Origin of the sequence: Bacillus sp. FSL K6-3312, from assembly GCF_038007485.1 — a bacterium.
Taxonomy (GTDB): Bacteria; Bacillota; Bacilli; order Bacillales; family Bacillaceae; genus Bacillus; species Bacillus pumilus.
Window position 1 is genome coordinate 301,767 of the sequence record NZ_JBBOXI010000001.1, and the last position, 21,756, is coordinate 323,522.

Annotated in this window: 20 protein-coding genes; 17 read left to right on the top strand and 3 right to left on the bottom strand. The window is 42.8% G+C overall.

Annotation, left to right across the window (positions count from 1 at the left end):
• Positions 1-1,041: an acyltransferase family protein gene (locus tag MHI11_RS01680; protein ID WP_340960269.1), complete on the bottom strand. Its 1,041-nt coding sequence runs from the start codon at positions 1,039-1,041 to the stop codon at positions 1-3.
• Positions 1,042-1,225: 184 nt separating this feature from the next.
• A complete protein-coding gene (locus MHI11_RS01685) occupies positions 1,226-2,218 on the bottom strand; it encodes an LLM class flavin-dependent oxidoreductase (RefSeq protein ID WP_340960270.1) in 993 nt (330 codons plus the stop codon).
• 421 nt (positions 2,219-2,639) lie between these two features.
• Here MHI11_RS01685 and MHI11_RS01690 point away from each other — a divergent pair, with 421 nt between their 5' ends.
• The 15 genes from MHI11_RS01690 (at position 2,640) to MHI11_RS01760 (ending at position 17,818) form a co-directional block, all read left to right on the top strand.
• A complete protein-coding gene (locus MHI11_RS01690) occupies positions 2,640-3,242 on the top strand; it encodes a TerD family protein (RefSeq protein WP_044139240.1) in 603 nt (200 codons plus the stop codon).
• Between the two features lie 20 nt (positions 3,243-3,262).
• The gene (locus MHI11_RS01695) at positions 3,263-3,844 is read left to right on the top strand and encodes a TerD family protein (RefSeq protein WP_034664247.1); all 582 of its coding nucleotides are present in this window, start codon (positions 3,263-3,265) and stop codon (positions 3,842-3,844) included.
• A 41-nt stretch (positions 3,845-3,885) separates the two neighbouring features.
• Positions 3,886-4,464: a TerD family protein gene (locus MHI11_RS01700; protein ID WP_003216935.1), complete on the top strand. Its 579-nt coding sequence runs from the start codon at positions 3,886-3,888 to the stop codon at positions 4,462-4,464.
• 137 nt (positions 4,465-4,601) lie between these two features.
• Positions 4,602-5,381, top strand: a complete 780-nt coding sequence (locus MHI11_RS01705) for a TerC family protein (RefSeq protein ID WP_044139241.1) — start codon at positions 4,602-4,604, stop codon at positions 5,379-5,381.
• A gap of 98 nt (positions 5,382-5,479) precedes the next feature.
• Positions 5,480-6,670 carry an HpcH/HpaI aldolase/citrate lyase family protein gene (locus MHI11_RS01710; protein ID WP_044139242.1) on the top strand — a complete coding sequence of 397 codons (1,191 nt, stop codon included), beginning with the start codon at positions 5,480-5,482 and terminating at the stop codon, positions 6,668-6,670.
• A complete protein-coding gene (locus MHI11_RS01715; RefSeq protein ID WP_044139243.1) occupies positions 6,660-7,991 on the top strand; it encodes a phosphoribosyltransferase family protein in 1,332 nt (443 codons plus the stop codon). Before MHI11_RS01710 ends, MHI11_RS01715 begins: the two co-directional genes overlap by 11 nt.
• Positions 7,984-9,093 carry a cysteine protease StiP family protein gene (locus MHI11_RS01720; protein ID WP_044139245.1) on the top strand — a complete coding sequence of 370 codons (1,110 nt, stop codon included), beginning with the start codon at positions 7,984-7,986 and terminating at the stop codon, positions 9,091-9,093. The genes MHI11_RS01715 and MHI11_RS01720 overlap by 8 nt, the downstream gene beginning before the upstream one ends.
• Positions 9,090-9,905, top strand: a complete 816-nt coding sequence (locus tag MHI11_RS01725; RefSeq protein ID WP_044139246.1) for an HAD family hydrolase — start codon at positions 9,090-9,092, stop codon at positions 9,903-9,905. Before MHI11_RS01720 ends, MHI11_RS01725 begins: the two co-directional genes overlap by 4 nt.
• Positions 9,906-9,975: 70 nt before the next feature.
• Positions 9,976-11,592 (top strand): YceG family protein, encoded by a 1,617-nt coding sequence (locus tag MHI11_RS01730; RefSeq protein ID WP_340960271.1) that lies wholly within the window; start codon positions 9,976-9,978, stop codon positions 11,590-11,592.
• Between the two features lie 14 nt (positions 11,593-11,606).
• Positions 11,607-12,701 carry a toxic anion resistance protein gene (locus tag MHI11_RS01735; protein WP_044139248.1) on the top strand — a complete coding sequence of 365 codons (1,095 nt, stop codon included), beginning with the start codon at positions 11,607-11,609 and terminating at the stop codon, positions 12,699-12,701.
• 401 nt (positions 12,702-13,102) lie between these two features.
• A complete protein-coding gene (gene opuAA / locus MHI11_RS01740; RefSeq protein ID WP_044139249.1) occupies positions 13,103-14,371 on the top strand; it encodes a glycine/proline betaine ABC transporter ATP-binding protein OpuAA in 1,269 nt (422 codons plus the stop codon).
• Between the two features lie 10 nt (positions 14,372-14,381).
• Positions 14,382-15,227, top strand: a complete 846-nt coding sequence (opuAB, locus tag MHI11_RS01745; RefSeq protein WP_044139281.1) for a glycine/proline betaine ABC transporter permease subunit OpuAB — start codon at positions 14,382-14,384, stop codon at positions 15,225-15,227.
• A complete protein-coding gene (locus MHI11_RS01750; RefSeq protein WP_340960272.1) occupies positions 15,227-16,108 on the top strand; it encodes a glycine betaine ABC transporter substrate-binding protein in 882 nt (293 codons plus the stop codon). The genes opuAB and MHI11_RS01750 overlap by 1 nt, the downstream gene beginning before the upstream one ends.
• Before the next feature lie 39 nt (positions 16,109-16,147).
• On the top strand, positions 16,148-16,972 hold the full coding sequence (locus MHI11_RS01755) for an alpha/beta fold hydrolase (protein ID WP_044139251.1): 825 nt from the start codon (positions 16,148-16,150) through the stop codon (positions 16,970-16,972).
• 123 nt (positions 16,973-17,095) lie between these two features.
• Positions 17,096-17,818 (top strand): SDR family oxidoreductase, encoded by a 723-nt coding sequence (locus MHI11_RS01760; protein ID WP_044139252.1) that lies wholly within the window; start codon positions 17,096-17,098, stop codon positions 17,816-17,818.
• Between the two features lie 47 nt (positions 17,819-17,865).
• Here MHI11_RS01760 and MHI11_RS01765 read toward each other — a convergent pair whose 3' ends face one another.
• A complete protein-coding gene (locus tag MHI11_RS01765) occupies positions 17,866-18,993 on the bottom strand; it encodes a M20 peptidase aminoacylase family protein (protein ID WP_044139253.1) in 1,128 nt (375 codons plus the stop codon).
• A gap of 153 nt (positions 18,994-19,146) precedes the next feature.
• On the opposite strand from MHI11_RS01765, the gene MHI11_RS01770 reads away from it, so the two are divergent.
• Positions 19,147-20,577, top strand: a complete 1,431-nt coding sequence (locus MHI11_RS01770) for a YfcC family protein (RefSeq protein ID WP_113386686.1) — start codon at positions 19,147-19,149, stop codon at positions 20,575-20,577.
• A 216-nt stretch (positions 20,578-20,793) separates the two neighbouring features.
• Positions 20,794-21,741, top strand: a complete 948-nt coding sequence (locus MHI11_RS01775; protein ID WP_106066532.1) for an L-lactate dehydrogenase — start codon at positions 20,794-20,796, stop codon at positions 21,739-21,741.
• Positions 21,742-21,756: the final 15 nt, after the last annotated feature.

Here is a 21,756-nt window from a genome sequence, read left to right on the forward strand (position 1 = left end):
TCAGCTGGCGGATGTTTTTTGTTCGTAACGGTGTGCGGCTTTGGCTGGTTTGCCGAGTAGCATCGGGTATTTGCTTAGGAAGGAGATACATGGCACCATGAGCAGCAATGTTCCGATCGTGTAAAAGAGAGTCCAAGAGAGCTGCGCTGTATCTGCAATATTGATGCCAAGTCCATAATAAACAAATGCTTTCATGATATCGATGCCGGCAAACTGTAAGACGAGAATCACAATGGAATTTCGACCGAGATACGTCAAAATAGGGGACGTTTTGAATTTAAAACTTAAATAAATCACGGCAGCTGAACCGAGCAGTGCACATGCATAAAAAAGAAAAAGATCACCATAGTCGTTCACGCGCATATCGACACGTGAATTAAAGCTTTGCATGTAAGCCGTCAGTACAAGCAGACCAGTACATAGAAGAAGGGTTGGGTCTGTCTTTAATTCCACAAACCATTGCTTTGCCAAAAAGCCAATTGAATAAAACACAACAGCCGTCAAGGCGACATTGGCATTCCACGGTAGACTTTGGTCTAAAAGCAAGGTAGAGGCATATCCAGCACCTCCGCAAAGGACGGTCAGTAAGATCAAGACAGCAGGTTTCCTTTTTGTCAGACGGTGCATAAAGAAAAAGATCATTTCCACTAAAAAGAGTGTCGTTAAAAACCAGATGGCTGGGTTATGCGTGAGTCTAGCTTCATCTGCATTGGATATAAAAATACCTGTAAACGGAACGAAAGGGTCAATATCCGTTTGTCCCTTAAAGGCAAAAAAACGAGTAACGGTGAACCAAAAAACATACGTAATGATGGAGAAATAGAGATAGGGCAAGAGTAAGCTCTTGGCTTTCTTCTGAATAAATGACAGAGCAGGGCGTGAGGATGATCGAAACATCATGCCGGATAGTAAAAAGAAAAGCGGCATATGAAAAGAGTAAATGAATTGCTTGAGCGGATCTGGAATGGGCACATGCGCCATAACCACGAGCAGAATCCCGATCCCTTTAGCCGCATCGACCCATTCGAGTCTCTTATTCATGGCCTGTCATCTCCTTCCTTCTAGCGTCGTAAACGGTTCTTTTATATGTACCTCTACTATATAAAAGGTACACCCCTTATGCGTTTACAGTTCGCTAACGATTAGAAGACACATTTGCGATCAGATGACAGGCGGAAGGATTTTGACATCTTGATGTTACATTTCCCATTTCAGCCCTTTGGCTTCAAAATAATTCGGCGATTCGTTTGAAGGAGCGCTGTTTTTCTATCGGATCAAATGAATTGTTTAGAATCATGATGTCATCCGTTTGATAGCGTTCCATCAAGCTAAGTAATTGCTCTTTCACCGTTGCCTTTGAGCCGACGATCATCCGCTGGCGGTTTTGTAACACTTTTTTCTTTTCCTGCGAGGTGTAGTGATAGGTACTGGCTTCTTCTATAGAAGGGACGCGGCTGTCCAGTCCTTTTTCAACACGCAGCAGCCATAAATCTGTACTGCTGGCGATCCGTTCGGCCTCTTCATCGGTTTCACCACAAATGACAAACACGGCAAACATAGCGTGCGGCTGCGTGGCAAAGACAGATAGAGAAAAGTGAGACCGATACGTCTCAAATGCTTGTTTGCCGCGTGCAGGGTGGATAAAGTGACCAAAAATATAGTTGATCCCAAGTTCCGCTGCCTGCACGGCACTATTTTCTCCGAGACCAAGTAGCCAAACTGGCGGATGAGCATCAACAAGCGGAGAAGCTTTGACTCCTGCATGCGGGTGCCTAGAAGGCAGGCTGTCTGATAAGTAAAATAGAAGATCCTTCAGCTGTCGGTCAAACTGAGATAGATCTTTATGCACGCCGTCTGTCAAAGCAAGTCTCGTCCTTTCAATCCCGCCCGGAGATTTGCCGACACCGATTTCAATTCGTCCAGGATACAGAGCCTCAAGCTGCCGCGTGACCTCTGCTACTTTAAAGGGGCTGTACTGCGGAAGTAAAATGCCGCCAGACCCGGTACGTAAGGTCGATGTATGAGCGGCGATATGTGCCATTAATATTTCAGGTGCTGTACTAGCGAGCCCTCTTGTGCTGTGGTGTTCAGCAAACCAATAACGCTCATATCCAAGAGTTTCCGCAAGCTGAGCTAGCTGTGTTGTGTGAATCAATGTCTCTTGCGCTGTCTGACCTTTAGGAATAGCGACTTGATCTAATATGTGAAGTGATGGCATCATCAACATCCTTTCATTTACACGGTCAATGTTCTTCATTTCAGTATAAAGAAATCCTTGAATAGAAGGAAACGAAAGGGTTTATCCTTTGATTTCATGCTTTATCTTTTCTATATCAACATACGAAAACACATCAATACGTTATTTATCAGCAAGTTCTGTGGACGAGAATTTTCGACAATGTTTCACATGAAACACTTCATTTACGACATGAACCATTTTCTACATGGATCTTTCGTTAAAAAAATATCATTTGTTTGAAACCTATCTTGAACGTAGATCGTATATACTAGTAAATAGAAAAAAGAGTAAGAGGCTCCAATGTCATTTCATGAATTTTGTCGAATTTTCATGTATGATGATTTTAATAGGGTCCATCGCTTAATAAATAGATTTTTATTATGCTGGAGGAGTGATTGATTTGGCGATTACATTAGAAAAAGGTCAACGTATTGATTTAACAAAAGGCAAAGCAGGGCTAACGAATATTCTTGTTGGACTTGGCTGGGACCCTGTATCACAAGGCGGCGGATTTTTAGGAAAGCTGTTTGGCGGCGGAGGCGGCGCTGATATTGATTGTGATGCTTCAGTGCTCATGCTGAAAAATGATAAATTTACGGAAAATAAAGATTTGATTTATTTTGGCAACTTGAAAAGCAAATGCGGCAGTGTCGAGCATACAGGTGACAACCTGACTGGTGAAGGAGACGGAGATGATGAACAAGTTCTCGTCAACTTGAGCAAGGTGCCAGGCAATGTGAATAAATTGGTGTTTGTTGTGAACATCTATGATGCACTTAGAAGAAATCAGCATTTTGGTATGATTCAAAATGCGTACATTCGCATCGTTGATCGTTCAAACAATCAAGAATTAGTGAAGTATAATTTAAAAGATGAGTATGCAGGGAAAACATCATTAATCGTCGGAGAGCTTTATCGTCACGAGAATGAGTGGAAGTTTGCGGCTGTTGGGGACGGTACAAATGATGCGAAGCTTGCCGATATTACGAGAAACTACATTTAATTAGAAGGGAGAGGTTCCTAGTGGGAATTTCTTTAGCGAAAGGTCAAAAAATTGATTTAACAAAAACGAATCCAGGTTTAACGAAAGTGGTCGTAGGTCTTGGCTGGGACGTCAATAAGTATGACGGCGGACATGACTTTGATCTAGACGCAAGTGTATTTCTTTTAGATGCGGCAGGTAAGGCAAGCTCTCCATCGGATTTTGTCTTTTACAATCAAACAACTGGCGGAGGCGGCAGTGTCGTACATACAGGCGATAACCGCACTGGTGAAGGCGACGGAGATGACGAGCAGGTCAATATCGACTTATCAGCTGTACCAGCGAGTATTGAGAAGATTTCATTTGTCATTACGATTCATGATGCGGAAGCGCGCAGTCAAAATTTCGGACAAGTCACGAACGCATATGTGCGTATTTTAAATGCGGCATCAAATGAAGAACTGATTCGCTACGATTTGGCAGAGGACTTCTCCATCGAGACAGCGATTATTGTAGGTGAATTATACCGTCATGGCGGGGAATGGAAATTCTCAGCTGTCGGATCGGGTTATCAAGGCGGACTTGCCCGCATTGCAACGGACTTCGGTTTAGATATCGGGTAACGGCTATTTTTATATTTTCAGGAGACAGGAGAGGGACGAATATGGCGATTCAGCTTTCAAAAGGACAACGTGTCGATTTAACAAAAACCAACCCAGGGCTGACGAAAGTGATGATTGGTCTTGGCTGGGATACGAATAAATATTCTGGCGGAGCCGAATTTGATTTGGACGCTTCGGCATTCTTAGTGGATGCAAACAATCGTTGTCAGCAAGACACAGATTTTGTTTTCTATAATAACCTTCAGCACCCAAGCGGCAGTGTCACTCATACAGGTGATAACCGGACAGGTGAAGGAGATGGAGATGACGAGCAAATTCTCGTTGATTTCTCAAAAATTCCTGCTAACATTGATCGTATCGGAATTACAGTGACGATTCATGATGCAGAGACGCGCAGCCAGAATTTTGGACAAGTCTCGAATGCATTTGTTCGTGTTGTAAATGAAGAGGGCGGGGAAGAATTGATTCGCTTTGATTTAGGGGAAGACTTCTCAATTGAAACGGCTGTCGTAGTGTGTGAATTGTACCGACACGAAAGCGATTGGAAGTTTAACGCGATCGGAAGCGGATTCTCTGGCGGACTTGCAGCTCTTTGTCAAAATTATGGGTTAGAAGTATAAACGAGAGAAACAAAATTCAAGAGGCGCTGCCAATGACTCATATGAGGGCCTTTTCCAAAGTGAGAAAGAAACAGCGATCAAGAATAACAGCAGGCGAAAGCCTGCTGATGCTTCTACACTTATAGGAGGAAAACCAGTTGGATATTTTGAAACATATGTTGGACACGTATGCCTCGTTTTTTGATTGGCATATGTGGGCAGAGGTATTAACAAACCCTGTCTCTTGGGGGCTCATTGGGACCCTTGTTGTGCTTGAAGGATTGTTATCAGCAGATAACGCACTTGTATTAGCTGTCATGGTGAAACATTTACCAGAAAAGCAGCGTAAAAAGGCATTAACCTACGGATTAATTGGCGCTTATTTCTTCCGTTTTCTATTCATTGGCGTAGGGATGCTGCTTATTAAGTTTTGGTGGATTAAGGTTCTCGGAGCTGCATATTTAGCATGGCTTGTCATTAAGCATTTCTGGTTAGGTGACGGCGATGACGAAGCGAAGGAATTGAAAAAAGAAGGCTGGATGATTCGCGTATTTGGCGTGTTCTGGGCAACCGTTATTTCTGTGGAAATTATGGACCTTGCCTTCTCGGTGGACAGTATTCTTGCGGCATTCGCTGTATCTGAGGAAGTATGGATTCTGCTATTAGGCGGAATGCTTGGCATTCTCATGATGCGTACAGTGGCACAGTTATTCCTTGTCCTCATTGACCGTGTTCCAGAGCTTGAGAATACAGCGTTTATTCTCATTGGAATTATTGCCATCAAAATGGGCTTAAGTGCTGCTCATATTGAAATTCCGCATGTCGCATTCTTTGCGATTATTATCCTAGCATTTATCGGGACGTTTATTGTCCATAAAATCAATAAGAAGAAACATCAAGATGTGACAAACGAAGCTGCGGCTTCAAAAGAAGAATAGGACGATCAAAAAGGAATGGAGTTGACTAGCGGCTCCATCCTTTTTTGAATCATCAGGTCATTTATTTATTTTCTCTAAACAACAGGAGGTGGCACAGCATGCGGTATTTTCGATTTTTATCAGAGGCGATGCAGCACGATCTTTTTTTCAAGCGGCCGGGGGCGATGCATTCACTGACACCGAGGCATGTACTTGCGCATGCATTAGGTGCTACTTTGTATATGCCTGCGACAAGACAAGATATAGCAGATATGCTGCTGTCGCAGAAATATGAAGCGCTTTGCTCTGTTGTATTTTGCTTGGAGGATGCCATCGGTGATCAAGAAGTGGACATGGCTGAACAGAATCTAGTGGCACAATTGGCCAGTCTCAAAGAGAAAGTCACGCATGCGCCTGAAACGGCTGAACATTTGCCTCTTATATTTATTCGCGTTCGTTCGCCGAAACAGCTGCTCAAAATGGCAGACTTGCTCGGTTCCTCTCTTCAATTACTTACCGGTTTTGTGTTCCCGAAGTGCTCGGTTCATAATGCGAAGGATTATTTGGACAGTCTGAAACAGGCATCGTCCCAAACGCAGACAACCCTTTATGGGATGCCCATTTTGGAAACACCCGATTTACTAGAAAAAGAAACAAGATATACGGTGTTGTCAGAGTTAAAGCAGATCTTGCTGAATGACGAGGAATATATTTTGAATATTCGCATTGGGGCAACGGATCTTTGCGGTTTGTACGGAATTCGCCGTGATCGTAACACGACCATTTATGAGATTAATTTGATTGCTGATTTGATCACAGATATCACCAATTATTTTGGCCGTTCCTTTGTGGTATCAGGTGCTGTGTGGGAGCATTTTGGCCCTGCACGAAAGGAACAAAAGCCATTCATCCGGGCACTTTCTCATAAGAGTGGTGAATCGTCTTCATCTGAATTTGATGACGTACAAGGTTTACTCAAGGAGACAAAACTCGATGTGGCTAACGGCATTCATGGAAAGACGGTCATTCATCCAACACATCTCAAGCCGGTTCAAAGCATGTATGTTGTAACGAAGGAAGAGTATATGGATGCATTAAGCATTCTTGAACATGCAGACGGCACAGTTGGCGTAATGAAGAGTACCTTCTCTAATAAAATGAATGAAACGAAGCCCCATTACAGATGGGCAGAGCACATTATAATGAAGTCAGATATTTACGGGGTGTTTCATGAAAATAGAAGCTATATCGACATACTCACAGAAGCAGAAGCCGCATACGCTGAGCATCTTGGAACATATGGAAGTTGAGCTTGTTCTCAAAGAAGGTGCGCTTCAGCTAGAAAAAGAGCATCTCTTTGACATGGCAGCAAGGGTGAACAAAAAAAGAGCCTTTTTATTCGTTAGTAAGGTGCTCGGTAAGCACATTCCTGTTCATCCAGTAAAGCCGCTCCTTGTCTCGGGTCTTTTAGCCATGGCGTATGCCAAAGAGCAAACAGGCAAGACGTCTCCGCATCAAGAGCTTTTAGTAGAAGCACTCAAGACGGATGACCACACGGTATTAACTAAAGCCTACGAAGCGCTCAAAAAAGAGAAGCTTTCAATAGGAAAACAGCCGATCGTGATCGGCTTTGCAGAAACAGCCACAGCTCTTGGTCACGGTGTGTATGACGTATTAGAAGGAGCATCTTACATTCATACGACACGTGAACAGCTGCTGGATCTTGATCCTTCATTGGTATTTGAAGAAGAGCATTCGCATGCAACGGATCAGCTTTGTTATGCAGACGAAGCATTACTTCGCACAGACCGTCCCGTCGTGCTAGTAGATGATGAAGTCACGACAGGCCGTACGAATATCAATATCATTCGGGACCTTCATGCAAAGCACCCGCGGCATTCTTACACGATTCTTTCTATTTTAGACTGGCGGACAGAGGAGCACGAGAAAGCCATGTGTGAGCTTGAAGAGGAGCTTGGTATTCATATCACCTCATTGTCTTTATTAAAAGGGCAAATGGTCTTTCGCGGCAAAACGCTGGATGAACCAGCTTATTCGTATGAGATTGCTGAGCAAAAGGATCTGCCAAGTCTCTCTGTTCACTCCCTTCAATCCTTCTTTCAGCAAGAGCCGTATGCACGTTCTCATGCAACCAATTCGGCTGGTCATTCGCCATATATACATGAAACGGGTCGTTTTGGTTTAAACGCAGCAGATACAGCAGCCATCGACCAAGCAGCTGCAGCGGCTGGACTGAAACTGAAGAAGGAACGCAAAGGAAAGCAGACACTTTGTTTAGGAACTGGTGAGCTGATGTATGTGCCGATGAGAGTGGCTGCACATATGGGAGAAGGTGTTCTCTTTCATTCAACGACGAGAAGCCCTATTCATCCCGTTGAAAAGGATGGATACGCTGTTCAAAATGGGTTCACCTTTGTGAGTCCAGAGGATGCTCGAATTCAGCACTACGTGTACAACATACCAAAAGGTCAATACGATGATGTATTTCTCTTCTTTGAGAAAAAGGTCTCTCAGGAGGCATTGCTTCCGCTTGTTCATTTATTTGCCGAGCGGCATGTGAAGCATGTGCAGATTGTGACTTTATCAGACGAGGTGAAGGTGAATGGCTAATGTGTATACAAAGATGGGAAGCTATCCAGAGCAGGATGTAACCTTCTTACTCAAAGATTTATCATCCATTGAGATGGAGAAAAGTACAGAGGAGCGGGAACGTTCGATTCAGAGTGGTGCGCATTATTCAGAAATGCTGCCGATTGAATATAAACCAACGGAATCTTATATGGATTTATTCTATGAATCTCTGAAAGAAAGTAAGGAGAAGGTAGCAGAAGCGGTAGCTGTTGTAGCAGAACAGATTGTGAAAAAGCGAGGCTTCCAAACGGTGCTTTGCAGTTTGGCTAGAGCGGGAACGCCGATCGGGGTACTCATCAAACGATATATTCGAAAGACATATGGTCTTGAACTGCCTCATTACAGCATCTCGATTATTCGTGATCGAGGAATAGATGAGAATGCGCTACATTATATGCTCAAGGAACATCCGGGCTATGAGATTGCCTTTATTGATGGATGGACCGGAAAAGGTGCGATTTCGAGAGAGCTCCAAAAAGCGGTGATTGATTTTGAAAAAAAGTATGGTATTCGTCTTTCTAGTGAACTAGCTGTACTCGCTGATCCTGGCTATTGTACACATGTCTACGGAACGAGAGAGGACTTTCTCATTCCAAGTGCTTGCCTGAATTCGACTGTATCTGGACTTGTTAGTCGTACGGTACTAAACAACCGCTGGATCAATGCCGATGATTTCCATGGGGCAAAATATTATGAAGAGCTACTTGAAGAGGATGTGTCCAATCTGTATGTGGATACAATCGAAGAAGCATTTTCTAGCCTCGAACCAAATGTAGGAGAGAAAGCAGAGACCATCCTCGCGCAAGGAATGCCTGCGGATTGGCGGGGAATGGCGTCCATTGAAGCGATCGGTCAGGAGTTTCAAATTGAAAATACCCATTTGATTAAGCCGGGTGTTGGTGAGACGACCCGTGTGCTGCTGAGAAGAATCCCTTGGAAAATCTTGATACAGCCTGGGTCTCAGGAGAAGCTAAAGCATATTTTGCTTCTGGCAGAGGACAGAGGCGTTCCTGTCATTGAATATGCCAATATGTCCTATACGTGCTGTGGACTCATTCGTCCGCTGGAGCAGACGTCATGAAGACAAGTGCGTTTGCCAGTGATTTAGACCGGACACTGATTTACTCACATCGAGTGCTGGATCAGTATGTGTATGAAGGAGATTATGCTTTAGTTGAAATGCTGGATGAACGTCCGCTTTCCTATATGTCGGTTGAAACGAAGAAGTCTTTGCAGACGATTCATCAATTGGGCTGGTTCATTCCAGTGACGACAAGAACGACCGCTCAGTATGAACGGATCACCTTCTTTCAGCAAGAGCTCAAACCGGAGTATGCTATCACGACAAATGGGGGCTGTATCCTTCAACACGGCAAGCCGCTTGAGGATTGGCAGGTCATCGTTGATGAGAGGCTCAAAGTGTGTATGTCAGTCAGAGAGATGCTAAGAGCCATCTCCGAACTTCCAGTTGCGGCATGGGTGAAGCGTACCCGGACAGCAGAGGGAAGATTTCTTTATTTGATTATGAAAGATGAGTATCTGTCTCGCATTCCACTTGCTGAATTGAAGCAGTGGGGCGAGGAGAGAGGCTGGCAGGTGTCTCTACAAGGACGGAAGCTTTATTTTATTCCGGAACCGCTCAATAAGTGGGATGCTGTTGCTTTTCTAAAGGAGCGGCTGGAGCTTGAATATGTATACGGTGCGGGTGATTCCCTCTTAGATGCAGGTCTCATTCGTCAGGCAGATATGGGCTTTGCCCCAAGGCATGGAGAAGTGCTCGACTTTGATCCTTTACTTGAGCCGACAGCAGCATCTGGCATGGCAGCAGCAGATGAAATCACCGCTTGTGTCATGAAGCAGATGACGACCGCAAAAAAGCCTTCGATTCGATAGCAGAAGTAGAAGGGTGAATGATATGATAGTAGTAGCTTTCGAGAAAATATAGGAGAAAGGAAGGAGCGGCGTGAGTTATAAAGAAATCAATGTTAACCAAACACGGGCGGAGCAGGAAGCCTGGAAAAACGTGCTGAAAAAGCCGCTCCCTGAAAGAGACGGTTATGTAAAGGACGAGCATACATTGTCCTTCCCGCGTCTCGCCGCCCGGGTCCTTGGAACTCCGCATGATGCAACCGATTATTTTATTTATTTACATGAATTATATGAAACAGATGGCATTCATATTTTAAGTGAAACGCTCAATCGTCATATTGAGCCGGAGCATTTTCAAGCGCTTCAACGCATTCATTTGATTAACCAAGAAGAAAAAGGATTATCTGTGAATCGCTTTGTGGCTTTCTTAGATGGTGAACAGCTGATTGTACGCCATCCAAACCCTGTGATGAACCGGCATATCCGCCTTTCATTGATCAAGGTGTTTGAGCATTTCAAACAGCTGCATGAAGGGGGATTTCAGCATCCCGATTTCCGACGGGTTTTGCTGGATGTAGTAAAGTTCTCAAATAATCATCTAGGTCCATGGCTGAAGGAAGTCAATATAGAAGAAAAAATGCCGGCTGTCATTTGGTATGGAGAGGCGAATAAAAGTCAGCTTTATTTTCTTTACTATGTCATGCTGATTGGCTGTGATGTTGTGCTATTTCATCCAGAGGGCGAGGATTCGTTCCGCGAACTAGATCCAGAAGAAAAGCTGACTTTTATTGATCAGTATCCGGGGACTTCAAAGCTGGAACCGTTCCCTACTGAAAAGCCTGAGAGGAAGTCAACGGTGGCGTACCGCTCGACAAGAGAGCTTGAAGAGGTGCTCCACACGGAAGATTCAATGCTGTATAAGCCTTGGCAATTCAGAGATCATACTCCTCATTCTATTACGCTGAAGACAACGTATGATGAGTTGTTTTTAATTGCAAAGGAACGTTCCTTTATCCGCCCTAATTTTCAAGCAGACCGCGACACGATACAGATCCCGAATCTCTTTGCGAAAATGATGGGGGTCACTCGAGACAAGCGTGAATACTGGGATCGTATCCACACGTTAATGGAATGGAAAGAGACGAAGACCATTCGCCATTTTCCTTTTACGAAAGAAGTGTCTTCGAATTATCAATTTCATTATCAGCATGCCCTTTCTTCTGCTGGAGAGATTGATCCTGAATTATTAATGAAAAGCAACGTATGGCAGTTTTCTCATCTATATGAGGGGACGCAGCGTGCGATAGCAGAGGCGATATCTCGAATCTGTCAGCATCCGAAGCTAATAAAAGAAGGCAATGAGACTGAATTAGATGTCCGTATTTATTTATTCAAACAGGTACTGCATATCGGCCAGGAGCTCATTGAACTCATTCAAACCTTTGATTATGCACAAACTGTACCGAAAGTGATTTTATATCATACGGAATATAATGGTGAGCTAACTCGTTCTGATGCGGCTGTCCTCATTTTCCTAAATGAAATGGGTGTGGATCTCTTCGTGTATCATCCGGCGGGATACCAGTGTATCGAGCGGTATATAGATGACCAATTATTTGATACCAATTGGCTTGATGAGATGGTTATGAACCAGGAGTTTAAAGAGCCGTCCATCGTAAGAAAATTATTTCAATCCATTAAAAACCGATAAGGAGATCAAAGCTTATGACAAATACAAACGGAAATGACATCATTTCAATTGATAAAGAGGAAATCTCCATTGAGAAGGCAGACGATATTCGCGTTCAGCTTCGAAATGAACCAGAAGTGCAAAATATTGCAAGACAGATCGATGCGAAAAATCAGCTGGATCTGCTTGAATACGGAAAACAGCCGGCCGTTGAAATCTCTAAGTTTTCTGATCGTATTCTTTCGATGATGCGTTCAACTAGTGTCACTGACTCAGGAACGATGCTGACGCAGCTTGGAAAAATTATGGATCGTTTTGATAAAAATGATTTTGACGAGCCAAAGGGTGGTTTACTGTCAAAAATCTTTAAACGCGGCGGCAGCATGATTGAAAAGATTTTCAGTAAATATCAAACGCTCGGTGCAGAGATTGAAAAAATTAATGTGGAAATCAGTAAATATAAAGACGAAATGACCAAATCGACTGTGACGCTTGAAGAAATGTATGAGCATAACATTCAATACTATATGGAGCTTGAAAAGTATGTCGTTGCAGGTCAAATGAAAATCGAGGAATTAAAGCAATTGGTTCCTTCTTATGAAGAAAAAGCAGCTAGTGGAAACCAGCTCGCACAAATGGAGCTCGATACACTTCGTAACGGCATTCAAGCGTTGGAAGAGCGTGTATATGACCTTGATATGGCACGGATGGTGGCTCTTCAAACAGCACCGCAAATTCGTTTGCTGCAGCGTGGGAATACGAAACTAATCGGTAAAATCAACTCAGCGTTCATTATCACGATTCCGATCTTTAAAAATGGCATCATTCAAGCTGTGACAGCGAAAAGACAAAAGCTTGTGGCTGATTCAATGAGTGAGTTGGATAGAAGAACAAATGAAATGCTGAAACGAAATGCTGAAAACATCTCAAGCCAAAGTGTGGAGATTGCCAAATTGTCTGGACGTCCAAGTATCGACATTGAAACGATCGAATCCTCCTTTAATACGATTGTACAAGGGATGAAAGAGACGAAACAGATCGAAGAAGAAAACAAACGATTACGCGAAGATGGAACAAAGCGTATGCTTGAATTACAAGATAATATTAAGCGAGCTGCCCTAGAGTCCTAAAAAAATAAGCTGTCTGTAACTAAAGTTGCAGGCAGTTTTTTAATATTTTAATTAAAATTTGAATGAAAAAGGTTTCTATGTGACCATTTTCGGGTAAATCCTGTTCAGAGGAATGGTTCACCCATGTTTGAAAAAGTTCGCTATGGTGAGGATTTGAGTTATTTTTCAGCACAATTAGGAATTTCCAGTAAAATATTGTCTGATGAGAGGAAATACCCCGTAAATTATGTTGTTTATGAAGCATTCTATAGGATTTACGAGTAATACGGCGTATAAACTCTAATCACCAGACCTCTTATAGGGAATTCATACATATTGTGCAGAAATAAGCGAATTCTAAAGATTGTTCGCATCATAACGCTTATGTTACGGTTATAAAGATGCTAATTTGGAGGGAAAATATGAATTCTGAAGAGAGAAATATCAAAATCAAGATAAATAATGTATCTAAAATTTTCGGTAAAAATGCTAAAAAAGCAACTCAAATGCTTGAAAAAGGGAAAACAAAAAGAGAGATCCTAAAAGAGACCGGCGCAACAGTTGGTGTCAATCGAGCAAATTTTGATGTGTATGACGGCGAGATATTTGTCATCATGGGGCTATCAGGGAGCGGAAAGTCCACACTTGTGCGGCTGCTAAACAGGTTAATCGAACCAACCTCCGGCGAAATATATATTGATGGGGATATGATAACAAATATGTCAAAGGATCAATTGCGTGAAGTCAGACGGAAAAAGATCAGCATGGTCTTCCAAAACTTCGCATTGTTCCCGCACCGCACCATTCTTGAGAACACAGAGTATGGTCTTGAATTACAAGGTGTAGACAAAGAAGAGCGCCACTCAAAAGCGCTTGAATCTTTAAAGCTTGTTGGACTTGAAGGCTTTGAAGAGCAATATCCAAACCAATTAAGTGGTGGGATGCAGCAGCGTGTTGGATTGGCACGTGCATTAGCAAATGACCCTGACATCTTATTAATGGATGAAGCATTCAGCGCACTCGATCCATTAATTCGTAAAGACATGCAGGATGAATTGCTTGAGCTTCACACATCTGTAGGAAAAACGATCATTTTCATTACCCATGATTTAGATGAGGCGCTTCGGATTGGCGACCGCATTGTGCTCATGAAGGACGGGAATATCGTCCAAATCGGAACACCAGAAGAAATTTTGATGAACCCATCGAATGAATATGTTGAACGTTTCGTTGAAGATGTCGACCTTTCTAAAGTATTAACCGCTGGTCATATTATGAAACGTGCAGAAACAGTTCAGATCGACAAAGGGGCTCGTGTTGCACTTACGCTCATGAAAAACCTTGGAATTTCGTCAATCTATGCAGTCGATAAGAAAAAGCATTTATTAGGTGTTATTTCTGCACAAGCAGCGAAAAAGGCGGCAGAAATGGGAGCATCGCTTGAAACTGTTCTTGATAAAGAATTCACGACAGTATTGGAATCGACGTATTTGACAGAAATCTTTGATGCGGTGTCTGATGCGGCAAACATTCCAATTGCCGTTGTCGATGAGAAAAACAGAATGAAGGGTATTGTGGTCAGAGGTGCATTAATTGGTGCGTTATCAGGTAATGATGAGTATATCAACATGTCTTCTAACAAGCTTGAGGAAATTAAAACACAAGAGCCTTCTGCACAGGAGGTAGAATAAGATGTTTAGTATGAGTGATTTACCTAGAATTCCGTTCGCGGATTATATCGATCGATTTGTTGACTGGTTAACATTAACGTTTGGTGGTTTCTTTGATGGGATCACAAATGGATTAGCAGGTACAGTAAATGGAATTGTGGCAGTACTTGGTGTGATTCCATCCATTATTTTAACCCTTATTTTTGCCGGCATTGCTTGGTGGATCAGTACAAGAGGAATTGCTCTTTTCACACTTATTGGATTCTTGCTGATTGACTATTTAGGCTACTGGCATCCAATGCTTCAAACACTTGCGCTCGTTTTAACAGCTGTGGTCATTTCCATCGTAATCGGGGTTCCGATCGGTATTTGGGCATCACAGAAGGAAACTGTGCGTAAAATTGTGACACCTATCTTAGATTTAATGCAGACAATGCCTGCATTCGTTTATCTATTACCAGCAATCTTCTTCTTTAACATTGGCGTTGTGCCTGGAGTTGTGGCATCGGTTATTTTCTCTATGCCGCCAACGATTCGTATGACGATTCTCGGTATTAAACAAGTACCAGCTGATTTAATTGAAGCAACAGAAGCATTTGGTTCAACGACATTCCAGCGTTTGTTCAAAGTTCAACTTCCACTTGCAACAAAAACTATCCTAGCTGGTATTAACCAAAGTATCATGCTTGCTCTATCAATGGTCGTCATTGCGGCAATGGTAGGTGCACCAGGACTTGGTTCAGAAGTATATAGTGCGGTAACGCAGCTGAAAACAGGAATTGGATTTGAAGCAGGTATTGCCATTGTCATTGTGGCAATTACACTTGACCGTATTACACAAAACATTAAAACGAAAAAAACCAGGGGGAATGCTTAATGTGGAAAAAGTCTCTCTACATTGGGATGACCGCCCTGCTTGTCTTTTTACTAGCCGCTTGTGGTGCAAAGCCAGATTCTAATGCGAGTGCAGCACAGCAGGTGAATAAAACCATTATCGGCATTGATCCCGGTTCAGGGATTATGGCGCTAACTGATCAAGCGAAAAAGGATTACGGCTTAGAGGATTGGACGGTTGTGTCTGCATCAAGTGCAGCTATGACTGCAACGCTCAAAAAATCTTACGACCGTAAAAAGCCAATCATCATCACTGGCTGGAATCCACACTGGATGTTTTCTCGCTATGATTTAAAATATTTAGAGGATCCAAAGAAATCTTACGGTGAAGCGGAAGAGATTCATACGATTTCACGTAAAGGGTTTGCAAAGGATCAGCCGGATGCAGCCAAAATGCTTGGCCAGTTTAAATGGTCTCAAGATGACATGGGCGAAGTCATGATAGATATCCAAGATGGTATCAATCCAAAGGATGCCGCCGTTAAATATGTGAAGAAACATAAAGACCAAGTAGCGAAATGGACAAAAGGCGTGAAAAAGTCGAATGGTGACAAAGTCAATCTTGCCTACGTTGCGTGGGATAGTGAGATTGCAAGTACCAATGTTGCTGCAGAAGTACTGCGTGAGCTCGGATTTAAAGTGGCCTTGACTCAGGTGGAAGCAGGTCCAATGTGGACAGCAATTGCAACTGGAAGTGCGGATGCCTCGTTATCTGCTTGGCTGCCAAATACGCATAAAACGTATGCAGCGAAGTTTAAAGGGAAATATGATGATCTAGGCACAAGTATGAAAGGTCTTCGCATGGGTCTAGTTGTTCCGACATATATGAAGAACATCAACTCGATTGAGGATTTGAAAAAATAGCTAATTATGATGAGATTCCCTTATAATAGAAGGGAGCATATGAAAAAGCAGTCTGCTCAAAAAGCGGCTGCTTTTTTCTTATATATAAGGAAGGTGGACGAGTTGTCGATGATGGTTAAGCCAATCATGATTTTCCTGCATGGTGGAGGAGTAAGTAGCTGGATGTGGCAGGAGCAGATAAAAACATTCAAGGAAGCGTATGAATGCTATACGCCTGACCTCATTGGTCACGGGACTAGAGCAGATGAACAGTCCTTTTCCATGCGAGAAAGTGCTCTTGAAGTCATCTCATGGATCAAGCAGCATGCGCACGGACATAAAGTAATACTCGTTGGCTTCTCTCTAGGTGCACAGGTTGCCGTTGAGGTGTTATCAAAAGAGCCTGACATCGTAGACATAGCCGTCATCAATAGCGCTCTTGTAATGCCACTGCCATGGCTTTACTTGATGGTGAGACCTCTTTTACCTCTTACGTATCCATTATTAAAGAAAGATTGGTTTATCGAGCTCCAAGCTGAAAAAATGGGGCTTCCAAACGATGTACTCAATCACTATGTGGCGGATTCGAAGAATTTGCAGAAGAAAACCCTTCTGACGATGTTTCAAGAAAATCTCCATTACAAGCTCCCAGACACGTTTCAACAAGCGAAGGCACGAATTCTTGTCACAGTGGGGGAAAAGGAAAAAGGCATCATGAAACGGTCAGCAAAGAAAATAACGAATTCACATCCGCAGGCAGCAGGTGTCGTCGTTCCCGCTATTGGACATACATTTACGTTTGAAAAGAAAGAACTGTTTATGGATATGGTTCAATGCTTTATAGAGGAACGCACATTACCAGTGGAATTAAAGGAAATCAAGTAACTGAAAGTAAAGACAGGCATAAAAGAGGCAGCCAAATCTTAGAACCTATATGATAGAGGTATAAAACGCTTACAGATGAGCTACTGTCTGACTGAAAGCTCATGAGACGTAGAAGGAGGAGCTATGAGTAAAAACTATATCATATTCGGTGCAAGTCAAGGATTAGGGGATGCGTTTGTTAAAGGTCTTCCGACAAGCGGAGATACAGTTTGGATTGTGTCTCGAAGTGAACCGAGCAGTTTGAAATTAGATGACGGTGTACATAGAATTTGGCTGAAAATTGATTTATCAAGCCAATCTCATATCCCATACATGATCGAAGCATTGGGGGACAAAACCATTGATGTCCTCATCTATAACGTCGGCTTATGGGAAAAACGAGGCTTTGAAGATGATTATTCATTTGATCACGATCAGCCAGAGGATATCGCTCATTTAATCAATGTGAATGTCACGTCTACGATTACTTACATCCAAGCACTGCTTCCGCACGTAAGAAAATCGGAGAATGGAAAAATCATCGTGATTGGTTCAACGGCGGGACTCGATCATACAAACCTACCGCAAGTTTCTTTTGTCGCATCTAAATTTGGCCTGCGCGGAATTGTGAATGCACTAAGAGAGCATGTGAGAAAAGATAAAATATCTGTCACCTGTATCAATCCAGGAGAGCTGGCAGCGGAGGTACCATATGAAGATGGTGCCGAAAAAGCCATCGCTCTATATGATGAAACGAGAATTCCTGTACAGGATATAGTAGAACTTGCGAGATGTGTGATTCATTTATCAAGGGTATCCTGTGTAAAAGAAATCAACGTCCCAGCAATGACAGATTTGAATGCGTAATACAATCAGACCACCCGTTTAAAGAAAAAACGGGTGGTTTTTTGATTTTATGATGAATGCTGCTGAAGGGTTTGATAAACAGCTTCAGTCAAAATCTCAATGCCGGTAAAAATAGCAGAGCGGTCGAATGTCATATATGGATGATGTAGACCGGGCTTTAGATCACAGCCTAAACCAAGCATCGTCGATTTGATATGCGGAAGCTTTGCTGCATAAAAGTGAAAATCCTCTCCACCTGTCGTTACAAGCGGAGGATCGAGCTGCTCTTTGCCTAAAACCTTTTCAATGGCTTGAGACATCATCTGAACGGCTTCCTCATTTAAGGTGGCGGCAGGCAGACGATGATCTGTTGAAAGGGTAATGGAAGCACCAAAGGCATCCGCTACAGCATGTACGGCTCTTTCAATTTCTTTTTCTAGTTCATCCATCACTTCATTTGTTTGTGCTCTGACATCTAATGTAAAAGAAGCTTTGCCAGGGATGATGTTTGAACTGCCTCCGCCAGCATGCAGGTTGGTCATTTTCACAGAATGTGCAACTCTTGGGTCGACATGAATATGCGCGAGTCTTTGCACGAGGGTAGAAGCCACTTCAATGACGTTGACCCCTAGGTGCGGGCGTGCACCGTGGGCTTCCTCACCAATAATTGTGCCAATGTAATGATTACTCGATCCATGCAAGATCGCAGGTGCGCAGCGTCCGTTTAATGTTTCTTGAATTGGGCGCACATGCACTCCGTATAAGTAATCAACGTCTGCTAGCACATCTTTTTCAATCATTTTCAGCGCACCGCCGCCTTTTTCCTCAGCAGGCTGAAAAATGAACCGGATGGTGCCGTTTGGGAGTTCCTTTTCTTTTAATGCCATGAAGGTGCCGAGAGCCATTGTCATGTGTGCATCGTGACCACATGAATGATTGGCTTGAAACTCACCATCTACTTCCTGCCAAAGTGCATCAATATCGGCTCTCACAGCGACCACTGGTGCACCTTCTCCAATTTCACCGATTACTCCTGTACAGTCGTCAAATGTTCGAGTCTGACAGCCCATTTTCTTTAATAAGTCCTCAAGATAAGCCGTCGTATTGGTTTCTTCCCAGCTGATTTCAGGGTGGGCGTGCAGGTGATCAAAAATGTCTTTCACCGTTTGCTGCATGTCGTTTGTCAAAGTTGTCATGAATAGCCTCCTTGCTGACAGAAAATCTGTCAAAATATTCTTTTAGTGAAATAATATTGATCTTAAATATCATCAGTGTTTATAATATAACACATCATTTGATTATTCAGAAAATTAAGTTAAATTCTGATCGGGACAAAGGGGTTTTGACACATGAAAACAGCAGCAGTATTACCACCAGAGAAACAAAAAAGAAAACTTCAAATGCCAGATGCTTATGTTCTCTTATTTATCATTGCGCTCATTTGTACCGTTGCAACGTATTTTGTGCCAGCAGGTGAATTTGACCGAAAAACGTCAGGGGAAATTACAACAGCTGTTCCTGGCAGCTATCACCGCATTGATCAATCACCCGTAAGTCCAGTGGGCTTTTTTACAGCCATTCAGGAAGGGATGGTAGGGTCTTCTTCTATTATTTTTCTCATTCTATTTACTGGTGGAACCATAGCCATTTTGGAGAAAACAGGTGCCATTAACGGAATGATTCACCATGTCATCAGCAGGTTTCAAACAAAGCAATTATTGTTTATTTGTATTGTTGGAGGATTATTTTCAGTGCTTGGAACGACCGGAATTGTCGTGAACTCTGTTATAGGATTTATTCCAATCGGGATCATTGTGGCAAGATCCTTGAAATGGGATGCTGTGGCAGGAGCGGCGGTCATTTACATCGGCTGTTATGCCGGGTTTAACGCAACCATATTGTCTCCATCTCCACTGGGGTTATCTCAGACGATTGCAGAGCTGCCGATTTTTTCTGGCATTGGCCTGCGTGTCATTATTTATCTTTGTTTTCTTATATCTAGTATTGTGTACATCTATTTATATACAAGACGCCTAAAGAATAAAGAAAAGGGAAGTCTTCTTGGTGATCAATGGTTTCCTGCGAAGGGGCTTGGCGGATCTGATGCAGAATCTGTGGACAAGCCTGCATTTACGGGCAGGCATAAGCTGATTTTAGCAGTGTGTGGATTGTCTCTTGGGGGCTTCTTATATGGCGCGCTTCAGCTTGGCTGGACCGATAAGGAAATGGCAGGAGTCTTCATTTTCATGGCGATTGCTGCTGGATTGCTTGGCGGATTAGCAGCCAATGATATTGCGAAAACGTTTATTGTCGGCTGTCAAAGCCTTGTTTACGGCGCACTCATTGTTGGAATGGCACGCTGTATTTCTGTCATTTTGGAAAATGGTAAGCTGCTTGATACCGTGGTTAATGGCTTGGCGAGTATGCTGACAGGATTTAGTCCAATTGCTGGTGCGATCGGGATGTATATTGCGAGTGCACTTCTTCACTTTTTGATTTCATCAGGATCAGGAGAAGCGGTTGTCTTTATTCCGATTCTTGCGCCGCTGGCTGATTTAATGGGCATCACAAGACAGGTCGCAGTAGAAGCGGTGATGCTTGGCGAAGGGGTGGTTAACTGTATCAATCCGACTTCAGGTGTGCTCATGGCTGTGCTTGCTGCAAGTGGTATTCCTTATGTGAAGTGGCTTCGTTTTATGGTGCCGCTTGCGCTCATTTGGTTTGTCATTGGCCTTGTCTTTATTTGTATCGGCGTGATGATCAATTGGGGACCTTATTAACATGTATAAAGCTGCTGACAATGGTTTGGCAGCTTTTTTCTTGTGGAAATATGCATGGATACAGCTCTTTGAAAGCACAATAAGTGTGTTCACAAATTCGCTACATATTTTTTTTCAGAAACCCCCTTGCAAAAGTTTGTGAAATATTGCACAATAAGTATGTGAAATACTTCACATATGAAAAGCAACCTAGTTTTACTCAGGAGGATGAGTTAAATGACAAACGAAAAAGTAAACAAAGTAGCACTTATTGGAGCAGGTTTTGTAGGTAGCAGTTATGCCTTTACATTAATAAATCAAGTGATCACAGATGAATTGGTTGTCATCGATTTGAATCAAGATAAAGCAATGGGTGACGTCATGGATTTAAACCACGGGAAAGCATTTGCTCCGCATCCGGTGAACACATGGTATGGAGATTATGAGGATTGTAAGGATGCGGACATTGTGTGTATCTGTGCTGGAGCGAACCAAAAGCCAGGTGAAACGAGACTTGACCTTGTTGAAAAAAACTTAAATATATTTAAAGGCATTGTAGACAATGTGATGAAAAGTGGATTCGATGGTATATTCTTAGTCGCCACAAACCCTGTTGATATTTTAACATATGCGACTTGGAAATTCAGTGGACTGCCAAAAGAACGAGTGATCGGCAGCGGAACTACACTTGATACTGCAAGGTTTAGATACATGCTTAGTGAGTACTTTGACGCAGCGGCACACAATGTGCATGCGTACATCATTGGAGAGCATGGCGATACAGAGCTTGCTGTTTGGAGTCATGCGAATATCGGAAGTGTACCGATTACAGAATTAATGAAGAAAAATGATCAATACAAACAAGAAGATTTAGATGAGATGATGGAAAATGTCCGTCATGCCGCTTATCAAATCATTGAGAAAAAAGGCGCTACTTACTACGGCGTAGCGATGAGTTTGGCCCGCATAACAAGAGCGATTCTGCACAATGAAAACAGTATTTTGACTGTCAGCACTTACTTAGATGGAGAGTACGGAGCAGAAGATGTCTACATTGGTGTACCTGCACTTGTGAATCGAAATGGCGCAACAGAAGTGATAGAGCTTGCACTGAATGATACAGAAAAAGAACAATTCGCGCACAGTGTGAATGTGTTAAAAAAGATTTTGGCTCCTCATTTTTAATCAAAAGCAACCTAT